The following is an 18,284-nucleotide window of genomic DNA, read 5'->3' as shown; positions in this document are numbered from 1 at the left end:
GGACGTCGTGCGTCCCGTCGGCCGTCGTTTCCGGATCCTGGCGTGGTCAAGCCGGCGCTCCCTCAGATCAGCCAGCTCAGCGCGGCGCCGGTCCGAAGGCCGCGGTCGGCGCCGGCGGCGTGGTGGTCGGTGCGGTCGTCAGGGTCGGTGCCGGTGGGGCGCCCGGACCGGTCGCGGAAGGCGCTGGGGCGACCGGGACCGGGACGGGCAGGCCCACCACCGGTGTCGGCGTGGGGGTCGGCGTCGGTTTCGGCGCCGCCGGTTTCGCGGAGCCGTGGACCTGGCCGGTCACGGGGTCGATGAAGGCCGGGTTGGTGCCCGGCACCATGCCCAGTTCCTCCGCCCTGCGGGCCAGCTCCCCCGGCGCCGACACGGCTTCGAGCTGCTGTCGCAAGGCCTGCTCTTCATCGCTCAGTTGCGCGTTCTCCTTCTTGAGCCGCGACTGGTCGAACGAACCTTGGTTCAGCGCTGTGTTGAGCAGAAGGAGGCCGAGGAGCCCACCGCCCAACAGCAGCACCATCAGCAGCACGAACGGGGTGCGCGAGGCGGGCGCCCTGGTGGGCGCGCGCCCGGGACGCCCGGAGGTGCCGCCCGCTTTGCCGCCGCTCAAGAGTCCTCCCGTACGCGCTCGGCCGCGCGCAGACGCGCGGACGCGGCACGCGGGTTCGCGGCGGTCTCCGCCTCGGTCGCGCCCTCCGACGCGCGGGTCAGGAGCTTGAACGTCGGCTGGAGCTCGTCCGGCACGACCGGGAGGTCCGGCGGTGCCTTCGATGCCGCACCGACGGCCAGGGCACGCTTGGTCATGCGGTCTTCGAGAGAGTGGTACGACAGCACCACGATCCGGCCGCCGACGGCGAGAGCCGCGAGAGCGGCCGGCAACGCGCGCTCCAGGACCGCCAGTTCCTCGTTGACCTCGATGCGCAGCGCCTGGAAGGTGCGCTTGGCCGGGTTGCCGCCGGTGCGGCGGGTCGCCGCGGGGATGGCGCTGCGGACCAGGTCGACCAGGCGGGCGCTGTCGCTGAACGGCTCACGGGCGCGTTCGCGCACGATCGTGTCGGCGATCCTGCGGGCGAAGCGCTCCTCGCCGTAGTCGCGGAGGATCCTGGCCAGATCCGCGGCCGGATACGTGTTGAGGATCTCGGCGGCGGTGACGCCGCGGGTCGGATCCATGCGCATGTCGAGCGGCGCGTCCCGGGCGTAGGCGAAGCCGCGGTCGGCCTCGTCGAGCTGGAGCGACGAGACGCCGAGGTCGAAGAGGATGCCGTCGATGCGGGGGATGTCGAGGCGCGCGAGCACCGAGGGGAGTTCGTCGTAGACCGCGTGGACCAAGGTGAAGCGGTCGCCGAAGGGAGCCAGGCGGCGCGTCGAGCGGGCGAGTGCCTCGGGGTCGCGGTCGAGGCCGATCAGGCGCGTCCGGGGGAACCGGCGGAGCAGCGCTTCGCTGTGCCCGCCCATGCCGAGGGTCGCGTCGACGACGACCGCGCCGGGGCGGTCGGCGAGGGCCGGGGCGAGCAGGTCGAGGCAGCGGTCGAGGAGGACCGGGACATGCGCGTGTGGCACGGCGTCGCCGGATGCTGCGGGGGGCTGGGCCGCCGTCGCGGTCATGTCGACCCTTTCGGTGCTGCCGCCGGGCGCGGCGGCGGTCGTGTGCGCGACCGGTTGCCGCGTCCCGCGGCATGGGGTGTCCGGGGTTGGCTCGATGGCCAAGACTGCCACGGACGCCGGGCCGCGACGGGGTCCGGACGTACGTGCCGCCGGGTCCCCGCCCGCTCGTCTGGGGAAGTGACCGTCTGGCACCGGGGAAGGAGCGCCAGAAAGGCTCGGAGCGGGTGGAGACCTCACGGCACGTCCGTCAGGACAGCACCTCCTCGGACAGCTCGGCGAACGAGGCTTCCCGGTCCTCCAGGTAGACCCGCCACGCCGCGGCGTCCCAGATCTCGACCCGGGCGCCGGCTCCGATGACCACGCAGTCGCGGCCGAGCCCGGCGTACGCGCGCAGCGACGTCGGGACCAGGACGCGGCCCTGTTTGTCCGGCACCTCGTCGGAGGCGCCCGCGAAGAGCACCCGCATGTAGTCCCGGTGGGCCTTGGAGGTCGGCGGGGCGGCACGCAGTTGCTCGGTGATCCGGACGAACTCGCCGAGCGGCCACACATAGAGGCAGCGTTCCTGCCCCTTGGTGATCACTAGGCCCTCCGCCAATTCGTCACGGAACTTCGCGGGAAGGATCAGCCGACCCTTCTCGTCCAAGCGGGGCTCGTAGGTGCCCAGGAACACGGGCACCTCCGCGTCGTTCAGAGCTGATGTCCTCGCCCCATTTCCCGCCACTCTACTCCACCAAACCCCACGGTCAACCCTCTTCGGGCCTGTCACACGCCCCCCACTGGCAACAAAAGCCCAGGTGGGAGCAGGTGGCGCAGAGTGGAGGGCGTACGGCGCCGCGCCGCGCGCCCCCGCCTCCACCAAGCCCTCGCGGGATGTTCACGCGTGCGTTTCGCGGACGCGGGGGCACATGCGCCGAACGCGGTGTCCGCCCGATGCCGGCCCGCCACCGGCGGGGACACGCCGAAGGCCCGAATGTGTGATCGAATCTGCAACCGAACGGCACCGGATCCGACTCCTAAGCCCCGAGGCCCGGTCCCACAGTTGGTCGGCGGCCGAAAACGATCACTCGCGTGGGTGACACTGACGGCCGATCACCTGTGACAATCGGCCTTGTGGCCCCGTCTTACCTTCGGGGCGTCATGGGCAGGGAGGGCACGGGTGTCGACGTTCAACGATCAGGCCGGCCGGGGGGAGCTCGCGGCGACCGCCGCGCGCATCCGCGGGGCCATGGAGAGCGTGATCGAAGGCAAGCCCGAAGTGGTGAGGCTGGCGCTGACCGTGCTGCTCGCGGAAGGCCACCTGCTGGTCGAGGACGTTCCGGGCGTCGGCAAGACGATGCTCGCCAAGTCGCTGGCCCGTTCGGTCGACTGTTCGGTCCGCCGGGTCCAGTTCACACCGGACCTGCTGCCTTCGGACATCACCGGTGTGAGTGTGTACGACCAGGAGCGGCGCGAGTTCGAGTTCAAGCCGGGCGCGATCTTCGCCAACATCGTCGTCGGCGACGAGATCAACCGCGCGTCACCCAAGACTCAGTCGGCGCTGCTGGAGAGCATGGCCGAACACCAGGTCACCGTCGACGGGACGACGTACGAGCTCCAGACGCCGTTCATGGTGATCGCCACGCAGAACCCCGTCGAGATGGAGGGCACGTATCCGCTGCCCGAGGCGCAGCGCGACCGGTTCATGGTCCGCGTGTCGATGGGCTACCCGTCGCCCGAGGCCGAGTTGGAGATGCTCGGGGTGCACGGCGCGGGTTCGCCGCTGGACGCCCTCGACCCGGTGGCCGACGCCCGCGACATCGTCAAGCTGATCGAGGCGGTCCGCGAGGTGCACGTCTCGCCGGGCGTCGCCCGGTACGCCGTCGACCTGGTCAACGCGACGCGGCGCTCGCCGGATCTGCGGCTGGGTGCGTCGCCGCGCGCGACGCTGCACCTGGTCCGCGCGGCGAAGGCAGCGGCGGCGCTCGACAACCGCACCTACGTGCTGCCCGACGACATGCAGGCGCTCGCGGTCCCGGTGCTCGCGCACCGGCTGCTGCCGACCGCGGAGGCGCAGATGTCGCGGCGGTCGGTCGAGCAGGTGGTGCTGGAGATTCTGCGCAGTGTCCCGGTGCCCGGCGCGCAGAACCCTTCCTCGGGCCCCCCGCCGCGACCCTCGCAGCAGCCGGCGGCCGCCTACGGGCCGACGATGGGGGCGTACTCGGGTCAGGCGGCCCAGCACCAGCCACAGCACCCGCAGGCCTACCCCGGAGCACACGGCGGCCCGTACGGCACCGGCCCGGGCAGCCGGTTCCACGGCAACGGCCACGGACCGGCACGCTGACATGCGCACCGCACTGTCCGGACTGACCACCCGGGGACGCTCCTTCCTCGCGGCGGGCATCGCCGCGGCGGTGTGCGCCGTCGTGCTGGGGCAGCGCGACCTCCTGCGGGTGGGTTTCCTCCTCGCGGCGATGCCGCTCGTGGCGGTCCTGGTCGTCGCCCGCACCCGCCATCTGGTCACCAGCACCAGGCTGCTGGAGCCGGGCCGGGTGGCGGCCGGGGCCGAGGCCCAGGTTCGGCTGCGCGTCGACAACGTCTCGCGCATCCCGACCGGGCTGCTGATGCTCGAAGACCACGTGCCGTACGTATTGGGCTCGCGGCCGCGTTTCGTGCTGGACCGCATCGAGCCGCACGGGCACCGGCAGGTCGCCTACCGCGTACGGTCCGACCTGCGCGGCAAGTTCACGGTGGGCCCGCTGCGGCTGCGGCTGGCCGACCCGTTCGGGATGTGCGAGCTGACCCGGTCGTTCGCGGCGCGCGATCTGCTCGTGGTGACGCCGGTCGTGCAACGGCTGCCGGCGGTCGACCTGGGCGGGGAGTGGACCGGTTACGGCGACGGCAATTCGCGCAGCCTGGCCTCGGCGGGCGAGGAAGACGTGGTGCCGCGCGAATACCGGCACGGCGACGACGTACGCCGGGTGCACTGGCGTTCGACCGCGCGCCGCGGCGAGCTGATGGTGCGCCGCGAGGAGCAGTCCTGGCAGAACCAGGCGACGCTGCTGCTGGACACACGGCCGAGCGCGCATCGCGGCGAGGGTCCGTCGTCGTCGTTCGAGTGGGCGGTGTCGACCGCGGCCTCGATCGGTGTACACCTGTGCCGGCGCGGCTACACCACCCACCTGATCGCGGCGGACGGCACGCAGCTCGCCGGCACGCCCGAAGGCCTGCGTGTGGCGCCCGCCGAGACCGAGACGTTCCTGCTGGACGCCCTGGCGGTGGTGGAAACCGGGACGGTCGAGTCGCTCGACGGAGCCGAGATGACGCTGCGTCAGCCTGGCCGGGAGGGCATGGCGGTGGCGGTGCTGGCCAACCTGACCGAGGAGGACACCCGCCGGCTGGCGCGTTCGCGCAGCGCGTCGGGCCGGGGGCTGGCGGTCGTCCTGGACACCACGGCGTGGGACTCCGCGCGGGTGCCGGGGGTGCTGGCGCACGACACGGCGGTCGGTCTGCTGCGGCAGGCCGGCTGGCGCGTGCTGTCCGCCTCGGCGACGACGCGGCTGCCCGAGCTGTGGCGCGGAGCGGGTCGTTCGGCGGACGCGTCGCCGCACGCCGTCTCACTCGGCGGGGCGACCACCGGATCGGAGTTCTGGAGATGACGGGCCGACTGCGCATGGCCGTCGCCGCCGCGATCGCGACGTCGCTGACGGCTTCCTCGCTGCTGCCCCTGGTGAAGCAGGGCGCATGGATCGCCCAGGCGCTGGGTGCCGTCGCGGTGGTCGCGGTGACGGGCGAGCTGGTGCGCCGGCTGTCCGTGCCGCGCCCGTTGATCGGGCCGATCCAGCTTGTCGTGCTGGTGCCGTACCTGCTCCTGGTGCTGGTGCCCGACGTGGCGGGGCCGATTCCGACACCGGATGCGATCCGCGCGTACGGCGACCTTCTCGATGCCGGCGGCAACGACGTCCAGAACTTCGCGCCGCCGGTGCCCTCGACCGACGGCATCGGCGCGATCCTGGTCACGGTCGTGGCCGGGGTCGCGGTCATGGTGGACGTGATCGCGGTGACGTACGCGCAGGCGGCGCCCGCGGGTCTGCCGCTGCTCGCGCTCTACAGCGTCCCCGCGGCGCTCGCGGAGTCGGGTCTGGGATGGACGGTGTTCCTGCTGTCCGGCCTGGCGTACATCACCCTGTTGCTCGCCGAGGGCCGCGAGCGCCTGCTGCGCTGGGGGCGTCCGCTGGCCCCGCCCGGTGCGAACGGGCCCCGCCCGCGTCCGTGGGGGCGCGGCGGCGGACGCATCGGCCTGGCCACGCTCGCGGTCGCGGTCGCGATTCCGGCGGTCATACCGATGACCGCGAACCGGCTCGTGGACGACGACACGTCGGGCGGCTCGGACCGCATCACGACGATCAACCCCGTCGTGAATCTGCAGAACGAGCTCAACCGGCCGGAGAACGTCGACCTGCTGACCTACGTGACCGACGCGGACGACCCGATGGGGATGTATCTGCGCATCGCCGCGCTCGACAACTTCGACGGGAACTCGTGGCAGCCGTCGGAGCAGGCGCTCACCGAGGTCTCCCGGCCGCTGCCGACGCCGCAGGGGCTCACCTCCGATATCCGCAGGGAGGTCGTCAACACGACCGTCTCGGTGGAGAAGAACTACCGGCAGGGCTCGCTGCCGCTGCCGTACGCCGCGTCCAGGGTCTCGGTCCCGGGCAACTGGCGTTACTCGCACGAAGGCCGCCTCGTGCTCGGCGACGACGGCCAGACCGTGTCAGGGCTCGACTACACCGTGGAGAGCCTGGACATCAACCCCACCGACGAGCAGTTGCGGGCCGCGAACGCCGTGGCGCCGGACATGGACGGCTACCGCTACGTTCCGCAGTCGCTGCGGGAGGCGTTCCAGCCGATCGTCGACGAGAAGACCGCCGGTGCCGGGAGCATGTTCGACAAGGCGGTGATGCTCCAGAACTGGTTCACCTCCAGCGAGTTCACCTACGACACGAAGGTGCCGAAGGGCAACGGGGCGTCCGCGCTCGAAGACTTCATGCAGCACAAGACCGGCTACTGCGAGCAGTTCGCGTCCGCGATGGCGGTCATGGCCCGCATGGTCGGCATCCCGAGCCGTGTCGCAGTCGGGTTCGTGCCGGGTGAGCCGATCGGGAACAACACGTACCAGGTCGGCAGCCACGACGCGCACGCGTGGCCGGAGTTGTACTTCGTGGGCACCGGATGGGTCCGGTTCGAGCCGACGCCGGCGCGCGGCACGAGCCCGGGCTACACCGAGACCGTGCCGATGCCGGTCGTGACGAGCCAGGCGCCGACCGCGGCACCGACCGAGTCCTCCGCGGCGCCGACGCCCGCGCAGTCGCAGGCGTGCGCCGGCGAGGCGTGCGTGTCGCCGACACCGTCGGAGGCCGCGGCGGCCGGTGGCGGCGGCGGCGACTCGTGGCTGTCGGGCGTGCTGATCGGCGTCGGCGTCACGGCCCTGGCGGCCCTGGTACTGGCCGGGCCCATGTTGGTGCGGCAGCGCGTGCGACGGCGCAGGCTCGCGGCACTGAGCCGGGACTTCGCGGTGGACAGCGGCGGCCGGGACCCCGGCGACGCGGTGCTCGGGGCCTGGCAGGAGGTCCTGGACACCGCCCGCGACGTGGGCATCCGCGCCCAGGAATCGGAGACGCCCCGGCAGTTGACGGCGCGTCTGCTCGACACCGTGAACGCGGCCCCGGCCGGAGACGCGCAACAAGACGCTCATGCGGCTGCGGCCCGCGAGGCTCTGCCGCGCGTCGCGCTCGCGGCCGAGCAGGTGATGTACGCACCCGAGGCCCCGCAGCGCACGATCGGCCTGGCCGAGGACGTGCGCGTCGTACGGGCCGCGCTGCTCGCGTCGGTCAGCGGCGGAACGCGCTTCCGAGCAGCGGTGCTCCCCGCGTCCGCTTTCCGGCGGCCGGAGACCGGGCCGCTGGAGAAGCTGCGCAGCGGCCGCGAGCCGACGACCGCGCCGGGCCAGGGGTAGGTTCCCCGCGGTCCCGGGCAGCTTCGTACCGATCGCCGGCGCCCTGTCCGTTTTCGGCAGGGCGCCGCCGGTACCCGTCGTGATTGGCAAAGTCACCGACCGCAGACGCCGGATCCCCGTACGGTGACCGTGAAGGCGGAAACGCCAGCCTCACATCGGGGGGGATGAGCCGTGGGCCGCGTCTACCAGGCCGTGTTGCAGGGTTCGGCCGAACACCTGGGGCGTGCGCTCCGGCGCAGCGTCGCGTCTGTGTGGGAGGTGGCGGACGACGGTGCCGCGCTCTTGGAGGCGCAGTGCCGCGAGGCCCGCGTGGTGTTGCACGACGGGCCGTCCTGCGGGCGCTACACCGTCACGGACGCGGGGGAACACGCCCGGTTGACGGCGATCTGGGGGCCCGCGTCGGCGGCGGCGACGGCGTGGGCCGTGGTGGCCGTCGACGCCCCGACCACCGAAGGCACCGATCCCGCCCGGGGCGAGGTGGGCCGCGCGGTCGAGGTCGTCTCCGGACTCCTCGACGCCGAGCGGGCGTTCGACGGGGTCATTCCCCTGGAGACCTCGCCGGTGGACGTCGACGCCGAGCAGGTCGGCGAGCTGCTCGCCCACCTACTGGACCCGCGGCGCCGGGTCCCGGTGATCGTGTTGAGCGTCGACGAGCGCGAGCCCGCGCTGCCGGCCCGGCACGCGGTGGATCTCGCGCGGCGCACGGCGGGAACGGCGCTGGTCGCCCGACTGTGCGACAAGACCGCGCAGAACCGGATGAACGACGCACTGGGCGACGGGTTCGCCGTCTACGGCGGCGCGTTGCGCACGTACCTGGCCGAACTCGATCCGCGCGCCGAGGACTACCCGCATCGGCACCCGGTCCGCAGCGGAGCGGCCTTGCGGGAATCCGGCGCGCGGGCGCTGGAGGTGGTCGTCACCGGCGTGACGGCCGACGCCGTACGCCGGCCTCTCCCGCTCGATGTGCGCCGCGGCCTGCGCCTGGTCCCGCAGGTCCTCGACCAGGGCGTCGACTGGCGCGACGTCAGCGTGCGACCGACCATGATCCGCCCGCGTCCCGTGCGCGTTCCGGTTCCCGCCCCGATTCCGGCTGCTCCGACCTCCGGCAACGCCGTCGGCCCGAAAGCGGTCGGCGACGAAAAGTCCGCGGTGAACAACGCGGTTCACGGCAAAACTCCCGCGAACGGCGTGCCAAGGGTGTCGATCGCGCCCGCACATGCCGACGCCGGCGTGGGGGCCCCGGACCCGCCGGCGTCGGCGGCGACTCCCGAAGCGGCCGCCTCCCCTGCCGCCCCCGAGGCGTCGGCGGCGGTTCCGCCCGCGGCGTGGGCCGAGGAGGTGGCCAGGCTCGTCGTCGGCCGGTTGTCGGAAGTCGTCGACGCGCACCGGTCCGTCGCCGAGCTCGTGGGGGAACTCCGGCGCCTGGCCGACCGGTTCGAGCAGTGTTTCGAGCGGTTCGGCGCCCCTCAGGAACGCGATGCCGAAACCGAGGCGCTCACCTCGGAGTTGGACCGGCTGCGCGACGACTACGACCTTCTGGTCCTCCAATACGAGGACTTGGCGAAGGAGTCCCGCCGGGCCGAGGACCGCATCCGCCGCCTCGACGGGCTGCTCGCCGATTCGTGCGTCGACACCGAGGCCGCCACCGACGCGGATGCCGCGTACGACGTCTGGGTTCCCGACTGCCTGGCCGACGTCCTGCTGCGGGCCCGCGTCGAACTGCCACACGTGAGCCTGCCGGACACCCTCGACTCCGGTGCCGCGACGCTCGACAAGGGCGAGCCGGGGCACATCCGCGTCTGGGCCGGCGCGGCCTGGGACGCCTTGCGGGCCCTGAACGCGTACGCCGCCGCGCGTTCCGCCAACACCTTCCGCGGCGGCTTCCACGACTGGTGCCGCAATCCGCCGCACGGCGCGCACGCCTTGTCGCCGAAGAAGTTCGCCATGAAGGAGTCGGACGCGGTCGCCGGACGCGCGAAGTTCCGCAAGGCCCGCACGTTCCCGGTGCCGCCCGAAGTCGCTCCGGAACAAGCCGTGTTCATGGAGGCCCACATCAAACTGCGCGGCATCGGGAACCCGGCGCCGCGCATGCACTTCCACGATGACGCGGCGGGCAACACCGGCCGCATCCACATCGGCTACCTCGGCCACCACTTGGACAACACCAGAACCAACTGAGTGCCGCCGAGTCCGGCAACTCCCCTGCCCGCACTCAGACGTCGGACCGGCGTCCGCAGGTGCGGTCACCGGTCCGGGGTTGCGTCTGTGTCGGCGTCAGGCTTGCTCGTCGCGGCGGCGCTTCCAACGGTCTTCGATCCGCGTCATCATCTTCGTGCGGCGCTGGCGCTGTGCTCGCCCGCCGCGGGGCTGACCGCCTTCTGCCCCCGCCTGTCCCGGGGAGCGGCGCCAGCCGGTGACGACCAGCACGGCTCCGGTCAGCATCAGCAGGAAGCCTGCGACGCTGATCCAGACGGCCTGCAGCATGACGCCGGTCATGAGCAGAACGAGGCCGACGACGAATCCGGCGATCGCCCAGCCCGTCCGACGCCGGGTATGCGAACGCATGCCGGCGCCTTCGAGCGCTGTCGCGAACTTGGGGTCTTCGGCGTACAGCGCTCGCTCCATCTGCTCGAGCAAGCGCTGCTCGTGCTCTGAGAGCGGCACGGCGTCCTCCTTCGTCGGCCGCGAGGCGACCGGTGCGGCCCTTTCAGGATAGGCAGCTAATCGCCATCGTGAAAGCCACCCGCGAAAGACGACCCGGCGAGATCTGCCGCCTTGTCGACTCCTGGCCGCGAGTGGTTCTCCGTCGACGACGGGTTCCCCACCTTCCCCATGCATTCCCTGCCTTCGGCGCGGTCATGTCACCGGCAGGCCGTGACAAGACGCGCGACGGACGGGAGGAGTGCGGCGGCCGACGCGCTGACGCCGACCGCATTCCCCGAATGATATGCGGCTTCGCTCCCTCCCACAGGGCTGACGCCTGGGATCACGTACGGGTTCCCGGCCCCCGCCTGCGGTCCGGCGGCGGGCGGGGGCCGAGCAGGCTGGCGGGGGCGAGCGCGCGGCCTCCGAAACGGTCGTGTACCGCGTCGGCGGCGCGTTCGACCTCGGCCCAGCCTTCGGGCCGCTCCCCGAGTGCCAACTGCCGGGGGCGGTCGCCTTCGACGAGGTGTTCCACGCGCACGCCGACAAGGCGCAGCCGGGCGCGTTCGAGTCCCAGGCCGGCGTGCAGCGCGCACGCGGTCGCGTAGATCTCCCGGCCGACATCGGTCGCCTCGCGGAGGGTTTTCGACCTGGTCAGCGTGGTGAAGTCGGAAAAGCGCACCTTGATCGTGACGGTTCGGCCGGCGAGGCCCGCGGCCCGCAGACGGGCTCCGGTGCGGGAGGCGAGGCGCAGCAGCGCGCGGCGTACCACCTCGGGGTCGTCGACGTCGGCGGGGAAGGTCTCCTCCGACCCCATGCTGCGCTCCGGCTCGGACGGGATCACCGGGCGGTCGTCGTGCCCCCACGCGAGGGCGTGCAGGCGGCGGCCCGCCGCATCGCCCAGCGCACGGCACAGGGTGGCCACAGGGGTGTGGGCGATATCACCCACGGTGTGCAGCCCCAAACGCGTCAGCACCGCCTCGGTCCGCTCCCCGACCCCCCACAGCCGCCCGACCGACAGCGGGTGCAGGAACGCGACTGCCTCGTCGTCGCGGACCACGCGCAAACCGTCCGGTTTGACGGTTGCTCCGGCGAGCTTGGCGACGAACTTGGTGCCCGCGATCCCGATCGAGCAGGTGATGCCCTGCTCGTCGGCGACGCGGGCGCGGATCGTCTCACCGACCGCGACCGGGTCGCCGCCCAGGCGCCGCAGCGATCCGCCGAGGTCGAGGAACGCCTCGTCCAGGGACAGCGGTTCGACGGTCGGGGTGACCGAGCGCAACATCTCCATCACACCGGCGGAGACGCGGGCGTACTCGTCGTGGTCGGGTGGCAGGTAGACGGCGTCCGGGCAGAGCCTGCGGGCCCGGCCGACCGGCTGGCCCGCGTGCACACCCTGCGCGCGGACGTCGTACGTCGCCGACAGCACCACACCGCGCGCGCCCAGCGCACCGACCACGACGGGACGACCGGCGAGCTCGGGGCGGCGGCGGATCTCGACGGACGCGTAGAAGGCGTCCATGTCGACGTGCATCACGGTGGGGATCGCGGCGGATGTGCTCATGACGGCACCTCCCGCGAGGAGGGTGTTGCGGGGTCCTGCGGATCGGGGTGACGCGGGCGCGCGCGGCCGGTCGGGCCGCTGCGCCCGTCACTTGTCGGCGAGCAGGTGGATCTGGGTGGCCAGCGAACGGTATTCGGGGAGTTCGGCCGCGGCCTTCTCCAGGTCGAGGAGGGCGTCGAACGACGCGGGGTCGTCCACGAGCACGCCGGGGACCAGGTCGGCGAAGACGCGCACCGCGTGCACCGGGCCGGGGCGCAGGCCGGCCTTGACGAGCAGCGCGGTGAGTTCGTCGACGGTGAACCTGCGCGGCAGCGCGCCGGGGTCGGCGAGGGCGGCGGCGGCCTGCGCGAAGTGCCCGGCGAGCGCGCGGGCCAGCACCGCTCCGGTGCGGTTGGCGGCGAGCAGGCTGAGGGTCCCGCCGTCGCGCAGCGCGCCGGCGACGGTGCCCAGCGCGTCGTCCGGCTCGTCGACGAGCTCCAGAACGCCGTGGCACAGCACGATGTCCGCGGCGTCGCGGGCGACGACGTCGAAAAGGCTTTGGGTGTCGCCCTGGCGGGCCGTGACCCGGTCGGTGACCCCTGCCTCGGCAGCCCGCCGCTCCAATGCGGCCAGCGCGTCGGGGCTGGGGTCGACGACGGTGACGCGGTGTCCGAGGCGGGCGATCGGGACGGCGAAGTTGCCGGTGCCGCCGCCGGTGTCCAACACGTCGAGCACGCTTCGCCCTTCGGCCGCGACCCGCCGGTCCAGCGCGTCGCGGAGCACCTGCCACACCACGGCGGTACGCATCGAGCTGCGGCGCCGCATCTGGTCGGACAAGGTGGGCCTCCTGTCGTGTGCCGGGCGTCCCAGCCTAGTGCCGTGCCCGGGCTCTTTCGCCCGCTGACGGAACGGGACGACCGCTGTCGGCGGCGCCCCGACGCAACCGCCGCGAACGGACCGGGACCGCCGTATCCCGCCTGCGTCCTGATCGCGGTCATCCCGAGCTCCCGGGACTGCTGTGCCACAACTTGCGGGGCGCGTCCTTGGCGGGTGTGCCGGGCGGGCGGAGGTCCGCGTACGGGGAGACCTTGAACCCGCTCGCGTGCACCAGGACCCTGTGCACCACCGGTCGTGTGGAGCGGCTGGCGGCGGCGCCTTCCACGGCTTCCTCGGTGACCTGTCCGGGTGCGCCGGAGGCCATGAGGGCGTGCACGGCGTCGGTGCCGCCTTCGCGCCAGGCCTCGTGGAGGGCGCCCAGCTCCCAGCAGCCGGTCGCGCGCAGGGAGACTCCGCGCGGGCCGGTGCGCCGCAGCACGCCGCGGACGACCAGGAGCCAGGAGTGGAACAGCGTTGTGGCGTAAGGGCCTTGCGCGTCCTCGAAGAAGGTCGCGTCGATCGGGCCGGTGGCGTCGTCGAGAGTGAGGAAGACGACGCGGCGGCCGGAGCGCACCGGCGGGGTCTGGGTGGCCACTTTGACGCCGGCGACGAGGAGTTCGCTGCGGGCCCGGCAGCGCAGCAGGTCGCGGGCGCGGGTGACGCCGATCGCGTCGAGGAAGTCGTCGTAGAAGCCGATGACATGGCGGTCCGCGTCCATGCCGAGGATCTCCAGCTCGGCGCGGACGCGTTCGGCGGAGGTCATCTCGGGCAGGCCGGTGACCGTCGGGGCCTCGTTGTCGGCGAGGCCGAAGGCGAGCTGGGTGGTCGCCCGTGAGGCGTTCCGGCCTTTGGCGGGGGCGACTTCGCGGCCGTAGCGGTCCAGGTCGGTCAGTTGCAGGAGGAGGTCGCGGCGGGTGAGGGCGCCGGCACCGCCGCCGGTGCCGTGCACGGAGTCGAACGCGCCGACCAGGATGAGGCGTTCGACCACCGGGTGGGACACGCCGGTGCGGTGCCAGAAGTCGGCGAGGGAGGTGAACGGCCGTGCCTCGACGATGCGTTCGACCTCTTTCTCGCTGATGCCCTTGACCTCGGCGAGCGCGATGCGGATACCCGGCCGGCCGTCGACGTCTTCTACGCGGTAGACCGGGTCCGAGACGTTGACGTCGACGCCGAGCACCGGGACCCCGAACTGCCGTGCGTCGTCGAGGATCAGGCGCTTGGGATACATCCCCGGGTCGTGTGTCAGCACGCCGGCGGTGAACGCCGCGGTGTGGTGCGCCTTGAGCCATGCGGACTGGTACGTCGGCACCGCGAACGCCGCCGCGTGCGCCTTGCAGAACCCGAACGACGCGAAGGCCTTGAGGACTTCCCATACGCGTTCGACCGTCGCGCGGTCGTACCCGCGTGCGTCCGCCTCGACGCAGAACCAGTCGCGGATCGCGGTCTGGCCGTCGACCGAGCCCAACGCGCGCCGGGCCACGTCGGCACGGGCGAAGTCGCAGCCCGTCATCGTCGCGATGATGCGGATCACCTGCTCGTGGAAGACCACGACACCCTCGGTCTCGGCGAGCGCGGGCCACAGGTCCCGGTGGATCACGTCGGGCGCGGCCCAGCCCTGGCGGGCGTTGAGGAACGGCGTGACCATGTCGCTCTTGACCGGACCGGGGCGGAACAGCGAGATGTCGACGATGAGGTCTTCGAAGGTCTCCGGGGCGAACTTGCCGACCAGTTCCCGCTGTCCGGGCGACTCGATCTGGAAGCAGCCGAGGGTGCGCGTCGACCGGATGAGGTCGAAGGTCGCGGGGTCGTCGAACGGCACGGCGTCCAGGTCGACGCGTCCGCCTCCGGTGCGTTCGATCTCGTCGAGCGCGTGGGCCATCGCGGACTGCATGCGCACGCCAAGCACGTCCAGCTTGAGCAGGCCGAGGTCCTCGACGTCGTCCTTGCCGAACTGGCTCATCGGGAAGTCCTGGGCGCTGGCCTCGACCGGAGTGCGGTCCAGCAGGCTGGTGTCGGACAGCAGGACTCCGCACGGGTGCAGGGCAAGGTGCCGCGGCAGCCGGTCGAGTCGTTCGGCGAGAGTGAGCAGGGTGCCGAAGCCGGCCTCGGTGATGCCGGACGCGCGCAGTTCGGGCAGGTCGCGCAGGGCGGCCCGGACGTCGCGGGCGCGGATGTGCGGGAACGCCTTGGCCACCGCGTCGATTTCGCCGGGCGGCAGGCCGAGGGCGGCACCGACGTCGCGGATCGCGTGCCGGGCGCGGTACGTCTCGGTCATCGACACCATCGCGCAGCGTTCGGTGCCGAACTTCTCCAAAATGCGCTCGTACACGTCGGTGCGGCGGGCCGACTCGACGTCGACGTCGATGTCCGGCAGAGCGGAGCGGCGGTCGGAGACGAAGCGCTCCATGATCAGGCCGTACCGCATCGGATCCACGCCGGAGATGCCGATCAGGTGGTTGACCAGGCTGCCCGCACCCGAACCGCGGGCCGCGCAGCGCACGCCCATCTCGCGGATCAGGTCGACGACGCCCGCGACGGTCAGGAAGTACGAGGGCAGTCCGAGCCGTCCGATCAGGGCGAGCTCGTCGTCGAGGCGGCTCAGGACCTCCGTGGTCGGCGCGATGCCGCGCAGGCCGAGACCGGCTTCGCAGCGGGCGCGCAGCTCGGCGGCGGCCTTGTCGGCGGGCACTCCGACAATCTCGGGCTCCGGGTAGAAAACGCGTCCGATGCCGAGGTCTTCGCGGGGGTCCAGGACAAGCGATTCGGCGAGCGCGCGGGTGCGGGCGAGCAGCGCGCGAGCGGTTCCGCGGTCGGCGGCGAGGGCGATCTCGGCGGCGATCCGGACCATGTCGAGCGACGGTTTGAGGTATCCCTCGCTGCCCACCCGGTCGAGGTGGCGGTGTCCGAGCGGCACGAGGCGGCGTACGGCGTCGAGCACGTCGGCGACGGGCGCGTCACCGCGGTCGGCGTACCGGACGGCGTTGGTGAGGACGGCCGGGACCCCGCAGTCGTCGGCGAGGGCGAGCATGCGCGCGGCGCGGGCGGTCGACAGCGGGCCGTCGGGCTGCCCGAGGTGGCTGACGAGCTCGACGTACAGCGCCTCGGGCGGCAGCGCGGCGCGGTACGCGCGCAGCAGGTGCGCGGCACGGGTCGCACTGCGGTCGGCGACGGCACGGCCGACGTCGGAATCCGGGCCGAGGAGGACCACCAGGTCACCGCGGGCCGCGTGTTCGGCGAGCGACGCGCGCGTGCAGGCAGGGACGGGGCGCGGCCCAGCGTCGCGCTCCCGTGTCTCGCGGCCCCGGCTATGGGCGTCGCTGATGAGGCGGCACAGGGCCGCCCAGCCGCTGCGTCCGCGGGCGAGCACGGTGACGCGGGGATGGCGCGGGTCGACGAACGCACCGCCGCGGGCGGGAGTTTTTCGGGACGCGTCTGTGCTGCGGCGGCCGGCGGTACGCGTGCCGCTTCCGCCGCCGGGCTCGTCGGAGGTGAGGGCCAGGTCGGCGCCGAGGATCGGGCGGACCCCGGCCTTGGTGCAGGCCTTGACGAAGGCGACGGCGCCGTAGACACCGTCACGATCGGTGAGGGCAAGGGCGTCCATCCCCTCCTCGGCGGCACGCTCGACGAGGGTGTGCGGATGGGACACGCCGTACCGCATCGAATACCCCGAGGCGACGTGCAGGTGGGTGAACGGAGGGGTCATGGGGTGCTCGATGGGTCGAGGGCCGGTCGCGGTGGCGCGACGCGGCCGGTCGTTCGGTGGTGCTCTGATACTGCTGTGGCGTTGCCGGTGGGGGCCGAAGCGCGGGGGCGCCTCCCTTCGGCCCGCACGGCCGCGCCGTCGACTGCGGTGGCTCCTGCCCTCCCCGGTGTCTGTCGGAGACGCCTGTCAGTCGGTGTCAGTCGGTCTGTTGCGGAACCACGGTCAACGGCGGCAGGCCGAGCAGGCGGACGACGAGGCGCATGAACACCTCGACGTCGCGCATCAGATCGTCTGCCTCACGGGCGGTGGCGGCATTCGGCAACCCCGCCTCGGCACGCGCGCGCTTGCTCGCGCCGCTCGCGAAATACCCGGCCCACTCGGTGAGTTCGGGAGCGACTTGAGGCAGCAGGTGCCACGCGCTGCGCGGCGGACGGCGACGGCCGGGCTTCTCCTCCTCGGGCCTGGCGCGCGCGGCCAGGACCGCGGCGGCCGTGCGCAACGCCGCGAGGTGCGCGGCGGCGTACCGCTCGTTGGGGGCGGTCGCCTCGGCGGACTCCGCGAGGGTGCGGCGGGCGTGCGCGAGGAGGTCGAGTGCGCCGGGTGGCGCCGTCGTCCAGCGCACGGGGGCGCGGGGCGCGGGCTGCCGCGGAACCTCTCGGCCGCCCGGGACCGCCGGGCCCCGGGAGTGGGTGTCACGGCTGCGGTCGTATCCGGCGGTGCTTCCCGGGGTGTTCCCGGGAGGCGGTTCGATGGCGGATTCTGCGGTCATGGTCATCACCGCCCTCAGTCCAGGGACCGGGCGAGAGTCCAGGAGCCGTGTGCATCGAGCCTCAGTTCGAACACGCCGAGCGGTGCGCTGCGGCCGGCCGCCGCCTCGACGCGCCACACCTCGCGTTCGGCGGCGAGCAGGGCGGTGCCGGACGGGGTTCCGTCGGAGACACCCGGCCCGATGCCGGGGGCGACTCGGCGCGCCTCGGCACTGCCGTCGGGCCCGTGCATCAGGCCGGTCCGACCGCTCTGGGCGGGCCGGCCGGCGGCGTGCCACCACTCTTCGTTCTCCACCCAGTGGTCGAGGATGTCCCGGACGACGTAGAGCTTGTCGTGCCACAGGAACCGCGCCGGCTCCCCTCCGCTGCGCGCTACCTCCACCGGATCGATGTGACGACGTGCCATGGTCTCTCCTTCTTGCGGCGCCCCGGTCGGAGATGCGCTTCCCCTCGCACCTCCGACCGGGCGCGGTTTTCCGCCGGACGAACCCGAGCCTTCGGTCGACCCCCCCGTTGATCGAACTCAAGTTCGAACATTGATGCCAGTAAACCCTGCGACATCGGTGGCGTCAACGTCATAAGGAGCGAGTCGCCACTCTTGCCGTGCTCCTGGTGTTTTCGATCTCTGTTCGAATACGGAGTCGCCTTGTTTCCACGGTCGCAGGAGGCACTGACACCGCCACGGCACCGCGCCCCCACCTGCGCCCGCGCTCCGAGGGCAGCGGAAGACTGCTTAAGCTGCCCCCATGGAGATCTGGCACAACCCGCGTTGTTCGAAGAGCCGTACGGCCGTCGCGTTCCTCGACGAGGCGGGCGTCGAGTACACCGTGCGGCGCTACCTCGAAGACTCGCCGAGCGCCGACGAGATCCGCGACCTGCTCGGCCTGCTGGGCATGGAGCCGTGGGAGATCACCCGTACCGGCGACCAGCCCGCCAAGGACCTCGGCATGGCGGCCTGGGGCAAGACGGCCGATGACCGCGAACGATGGATCACCGCGCTCGCGGAGAACCCCGCCCTCATCCAGCGCCCGATCGTCACCACCGACCAAGGCCACGCCGTCGTCGCCCGCACCGAGGACGCCCTGCAGTCGCTGCTTTGAGCGCAGATTCGCCTGTGCATCGAGTCGGCAGGTAAGTCCACAACGGACAAGCGGG

At 72.6% G+C, this 18,284-nt stretch carries 14 protein-coding genes; 5 read left to right on the top strand and 9 right to left on the bottom strand.

Features of this window, described 5'->3' with window-relative positions:
* Positions 1 to 76: 76 nt before the first annotated feature.
* The 3 genes from ACRX5W_RS08260 to mraZ form a co-directional block, all read right to left on the bottom strand.
* Positions 77 to 610: a cell division protein FtsL gene (locus ACRX5W_RS08260; protein ID WP_436787290.1), complete on the bottom strand. Its 534-nt coding sequence runs from the start codon at positions 608 to 610 to the stop codon at positions 77 to 79.
* Positions 607 to 1,605 (bottom strand): 16S rRNA (cytosine(1402)-N(4))-methyltransferase RsmH, encoded by a 999-nt coding sequence (rsmH, locus tag ACRX5W_RS08255; protein ID WP_436787289.1) that lies wholly within the window; start codon positions 1,603 to 1,605, stop codon positions 607 to 609. The genes ACRX5W_RS08260 and rsmH overlap by 4 nt, the downstream gene beginning before the upstream one ends.
* Positions 1,606 to 1,852: 247 nt before the next feature.
* On the bottom strand, positions 1,853 to 2,275 hold the full coding sequence (gene mraZ / locus ACRX5W_RS08250) for a division/cell wall cluster transcriptional repressor MraZ (protein ID WP_436787288.1): 423 nt from the start codon (positions 2,273 to 2,275) through the stop codon (positions 1,853 to 1,855).
* 486 nt (positions 2,276 to 2,761) lie between these two features.
* Between mraZ and ACRX5W_RS08245 the strand changes: the two genes are divergently transcribed.
* From ACRX5W_RS08245 to ACRX5W_RS08230, 4 genes are all read left to right on the top strand, one after another.
* Complete coding sequence (locus tag ACRX5W_RS08245) at positions 2,762 to 3,925, top strand: AAA family ATPase (RefSeq protein ID WP_436787287.1); 1,164 nt, start codon at positions 2,762 to 2,764, stop codon at positions 3,923 to 3,925.
* A gap of 1 nt (position 3,926) precedes the next feature.
* Positions 3,927 to 5,240 (top strand): DUF58 domain-containing protein, encoded by a 1,314-nt coding sequence (locus tag ACRX5W_RS08240; RefSeq protein WP_436787286.1) that lies wholly within the window; start codon positions 3,927 to 3,929, stop codon positions 5,238 to 5,240.
* Positions 5,237 to 7,597, top strand: coding sequence for a transglutaminaseTgpA domain-containing protein (locus ACRX5W_RS08235; RefSeq protein ID WP_436787285.1), 2,361 nt, complete (start codon positions 5,237 to 5,239; stop codon positions 7,595 to 7,597). The genes ACRX5W_RS08240 and ACRX5W_RS08235 overlap by 4 nt, the downstream gene beginning before the upstream one ends.
* A 171-nt stretch (positions 7,598 to 7,768) precedes the next feature.
* Positions 7,769 to 9,775 (top strand): hypothetical protein, encoded by a 2,007-nt coding sequence (locus tag ACRX5W_RS08230; protein ID WP_436787284.1) that lies wholly within the window; start codon positions 7,769 to 7,771, stop codon positions 9,773 to 9,775.
* 96 nt (positions 9,776 to 9,871) lie between these two features.
* On the opposite strand, the gene ACRX5W_RS08225 is transcribed toward ACRX5W_RS08230, so the two are convergent.
* The 6 genes from ACRX5W_RS08225 to ACRX5W_RS08200 all read right to left on the bottom strand — a co-directional run bounded on the left by ACRX5W_RS08225 (position 9,872) and on the right by ACRX5W_RS08200 (position 17,535).
* Complete coding sequence (locus ACRX5W_RS08225; protein WP_436787283.1) at positions 9,872 to 10,261, bottom strand: DUF3040 domain-containing protein; 390 nt, start codon at positions 10,259 to 10,261, stop codon at positions 9,872 to 9,874.
* Positions 10,262 to 10,583: 322 nt separating this feature from the next.
* Positions 10,584 to 11,804, bottom strand: a complete 1,221-nt coding sequence (dinB, locus tag ACRX5W_RS08220) for a DNA polymerase IV (RefSeq protein WP_436787282.1) — start codon at positions 11,802 to 11,804, stop codon at positions 10,584 to 10,586.
* 87 nt (positions 11,805 to 11,891) lie between these two features.
* On the bottom strand, positions 11,892 to 12,620 hold the full coding sequence (locus tag ACRX5W_RS08215) for a methyltransferase (protein WP_436787281.1): 729 nt from the start codon (positions 12,618 to 12,620) through the stop codon (positions 11,892 to 11,894).
* A gap of 157 nt (positions 12,621 to 12,777) precedes the next feature.
* Positions 12,778 to 16,362: a DNA polymerase III subunit alpha gene (locus ACRX5W_RS08210; RefSeq protein WP_436787280.1), complete on the bottom strand. Its 3,585-nt coding sequence runs from the start codon at positions 16,360 to 16,362 to the stop codon at positions 12,778 to 12,780.
* Positions 16,363 to 16,558: 196 nt separating this feature from the next.
* Positions 16,559 to 17,131, bottom strand: coding sequence for an SAV_6107 family HEPN domain-containing protein (locus ACRX5W_RS08205; RefSeq protein ID WP_436787279.1), 573 nt, complete (start codon positions 17,129 to 17,131; stop codon positions 16,559 to 16,561).
* 14 nt (positions 17,132 to 17,145) lie between these two features.
* Positions 17,146 to 17,535 (bottom strand): DUF6504 family protein, encoded by a 390-nt coding sequence (locus ACRX5W_RS08200; protein ID WP_436787278.1) that lies wholly within the window; start codon positions 17,533 to 17,535, stop codon positions 17,146 to 17,148.
* Positions 17,536 to 17,875: 340 nt separating this feature from the next.
* On the opposite strand from ACRX5W_RS08200, the gene ACRX5W_RS08195 reads away from it, so the two are divergent.
* A complete protein-coding gene (locus ACRX5W_RS08195; protein ID WP_436787277.1) occupies positions 17,876 to 18,229 on the top strand; it encodes an arsenate reductase family protein in 354 nt (117 codons plus the stop codon).
* Positions 18,230 to 18,284 lie beyond the last annotated feature (55 nt).

Source organism: Yinghuangia sp. YIM S10712 (genome assembly GCF_051388935.1).
Classification (GTDB): Bacteria; Actinomycetota; Actinomycetes; order Streptomycetales; family Streptomycetaceae; genus Yinghuangia.
Note: the sequence above shows the minus strand (reverse complement) of the source record. Positions and strands in the feature narration are given on the sequence as shown.

Coding starts and splice junctions, on each gene's coding strand:
- ACRX5W_RS08235 (WP_436787285.1), top strand. CDS start 5,237: ATGACGGGCCGACTGCGCATGGCCGTCGCCGCCGCGATCGCGACGTCG.
- ACRX5W_RS08210 (WP_436787280.1), bottom strand. CDS start 16,362: ATGACCCCTCCGTTCACCCACCTGCACGTCGCCTCGGGGTATTCGATG.
- ACRX5W_RS08205 (WP_436787279.1), bottom strand. CDS start 17,131: ATGACCGCAGAATCCGCCATCGAACCGCCTCCCGGGAACACCCCGGGA.
- ACRX5W_RS08240 (WP_436787286.1), top strand. CDS start 3,927: ATGCGCACCGCACTGTCCGGACTGACCACCCGGGGACGCTCCTTCCTC.
- dinB (WP_436787282.1), bottom strand. CDS start 11,804: ATGAGCACATCCGCCGCGATCCCCACCGTGATGCACGTCGACATGGAC.
- ACRX5W_RS08195 (WP_436787277.1), top strand. CDS start 17,876: ATGGAGATCTGGCACAACCCGCGTTGTTCGAAGAGCCGTACGGCCGTC.
- rsmH (WP_436787289.1), bottom strand. CDS start 1,605: ATGACCGCGACGGCGGCCCAGCCCCCCGCAGCATCCGGCGACGCCGTG.
- ACRX5W_RS08200 (WP_436787278.1), bottom strand. CDS start 17,535: ATGGCACGTCGTCACATCGATCCGGTGGAGGTAGCGCGCAGCGGAGGG.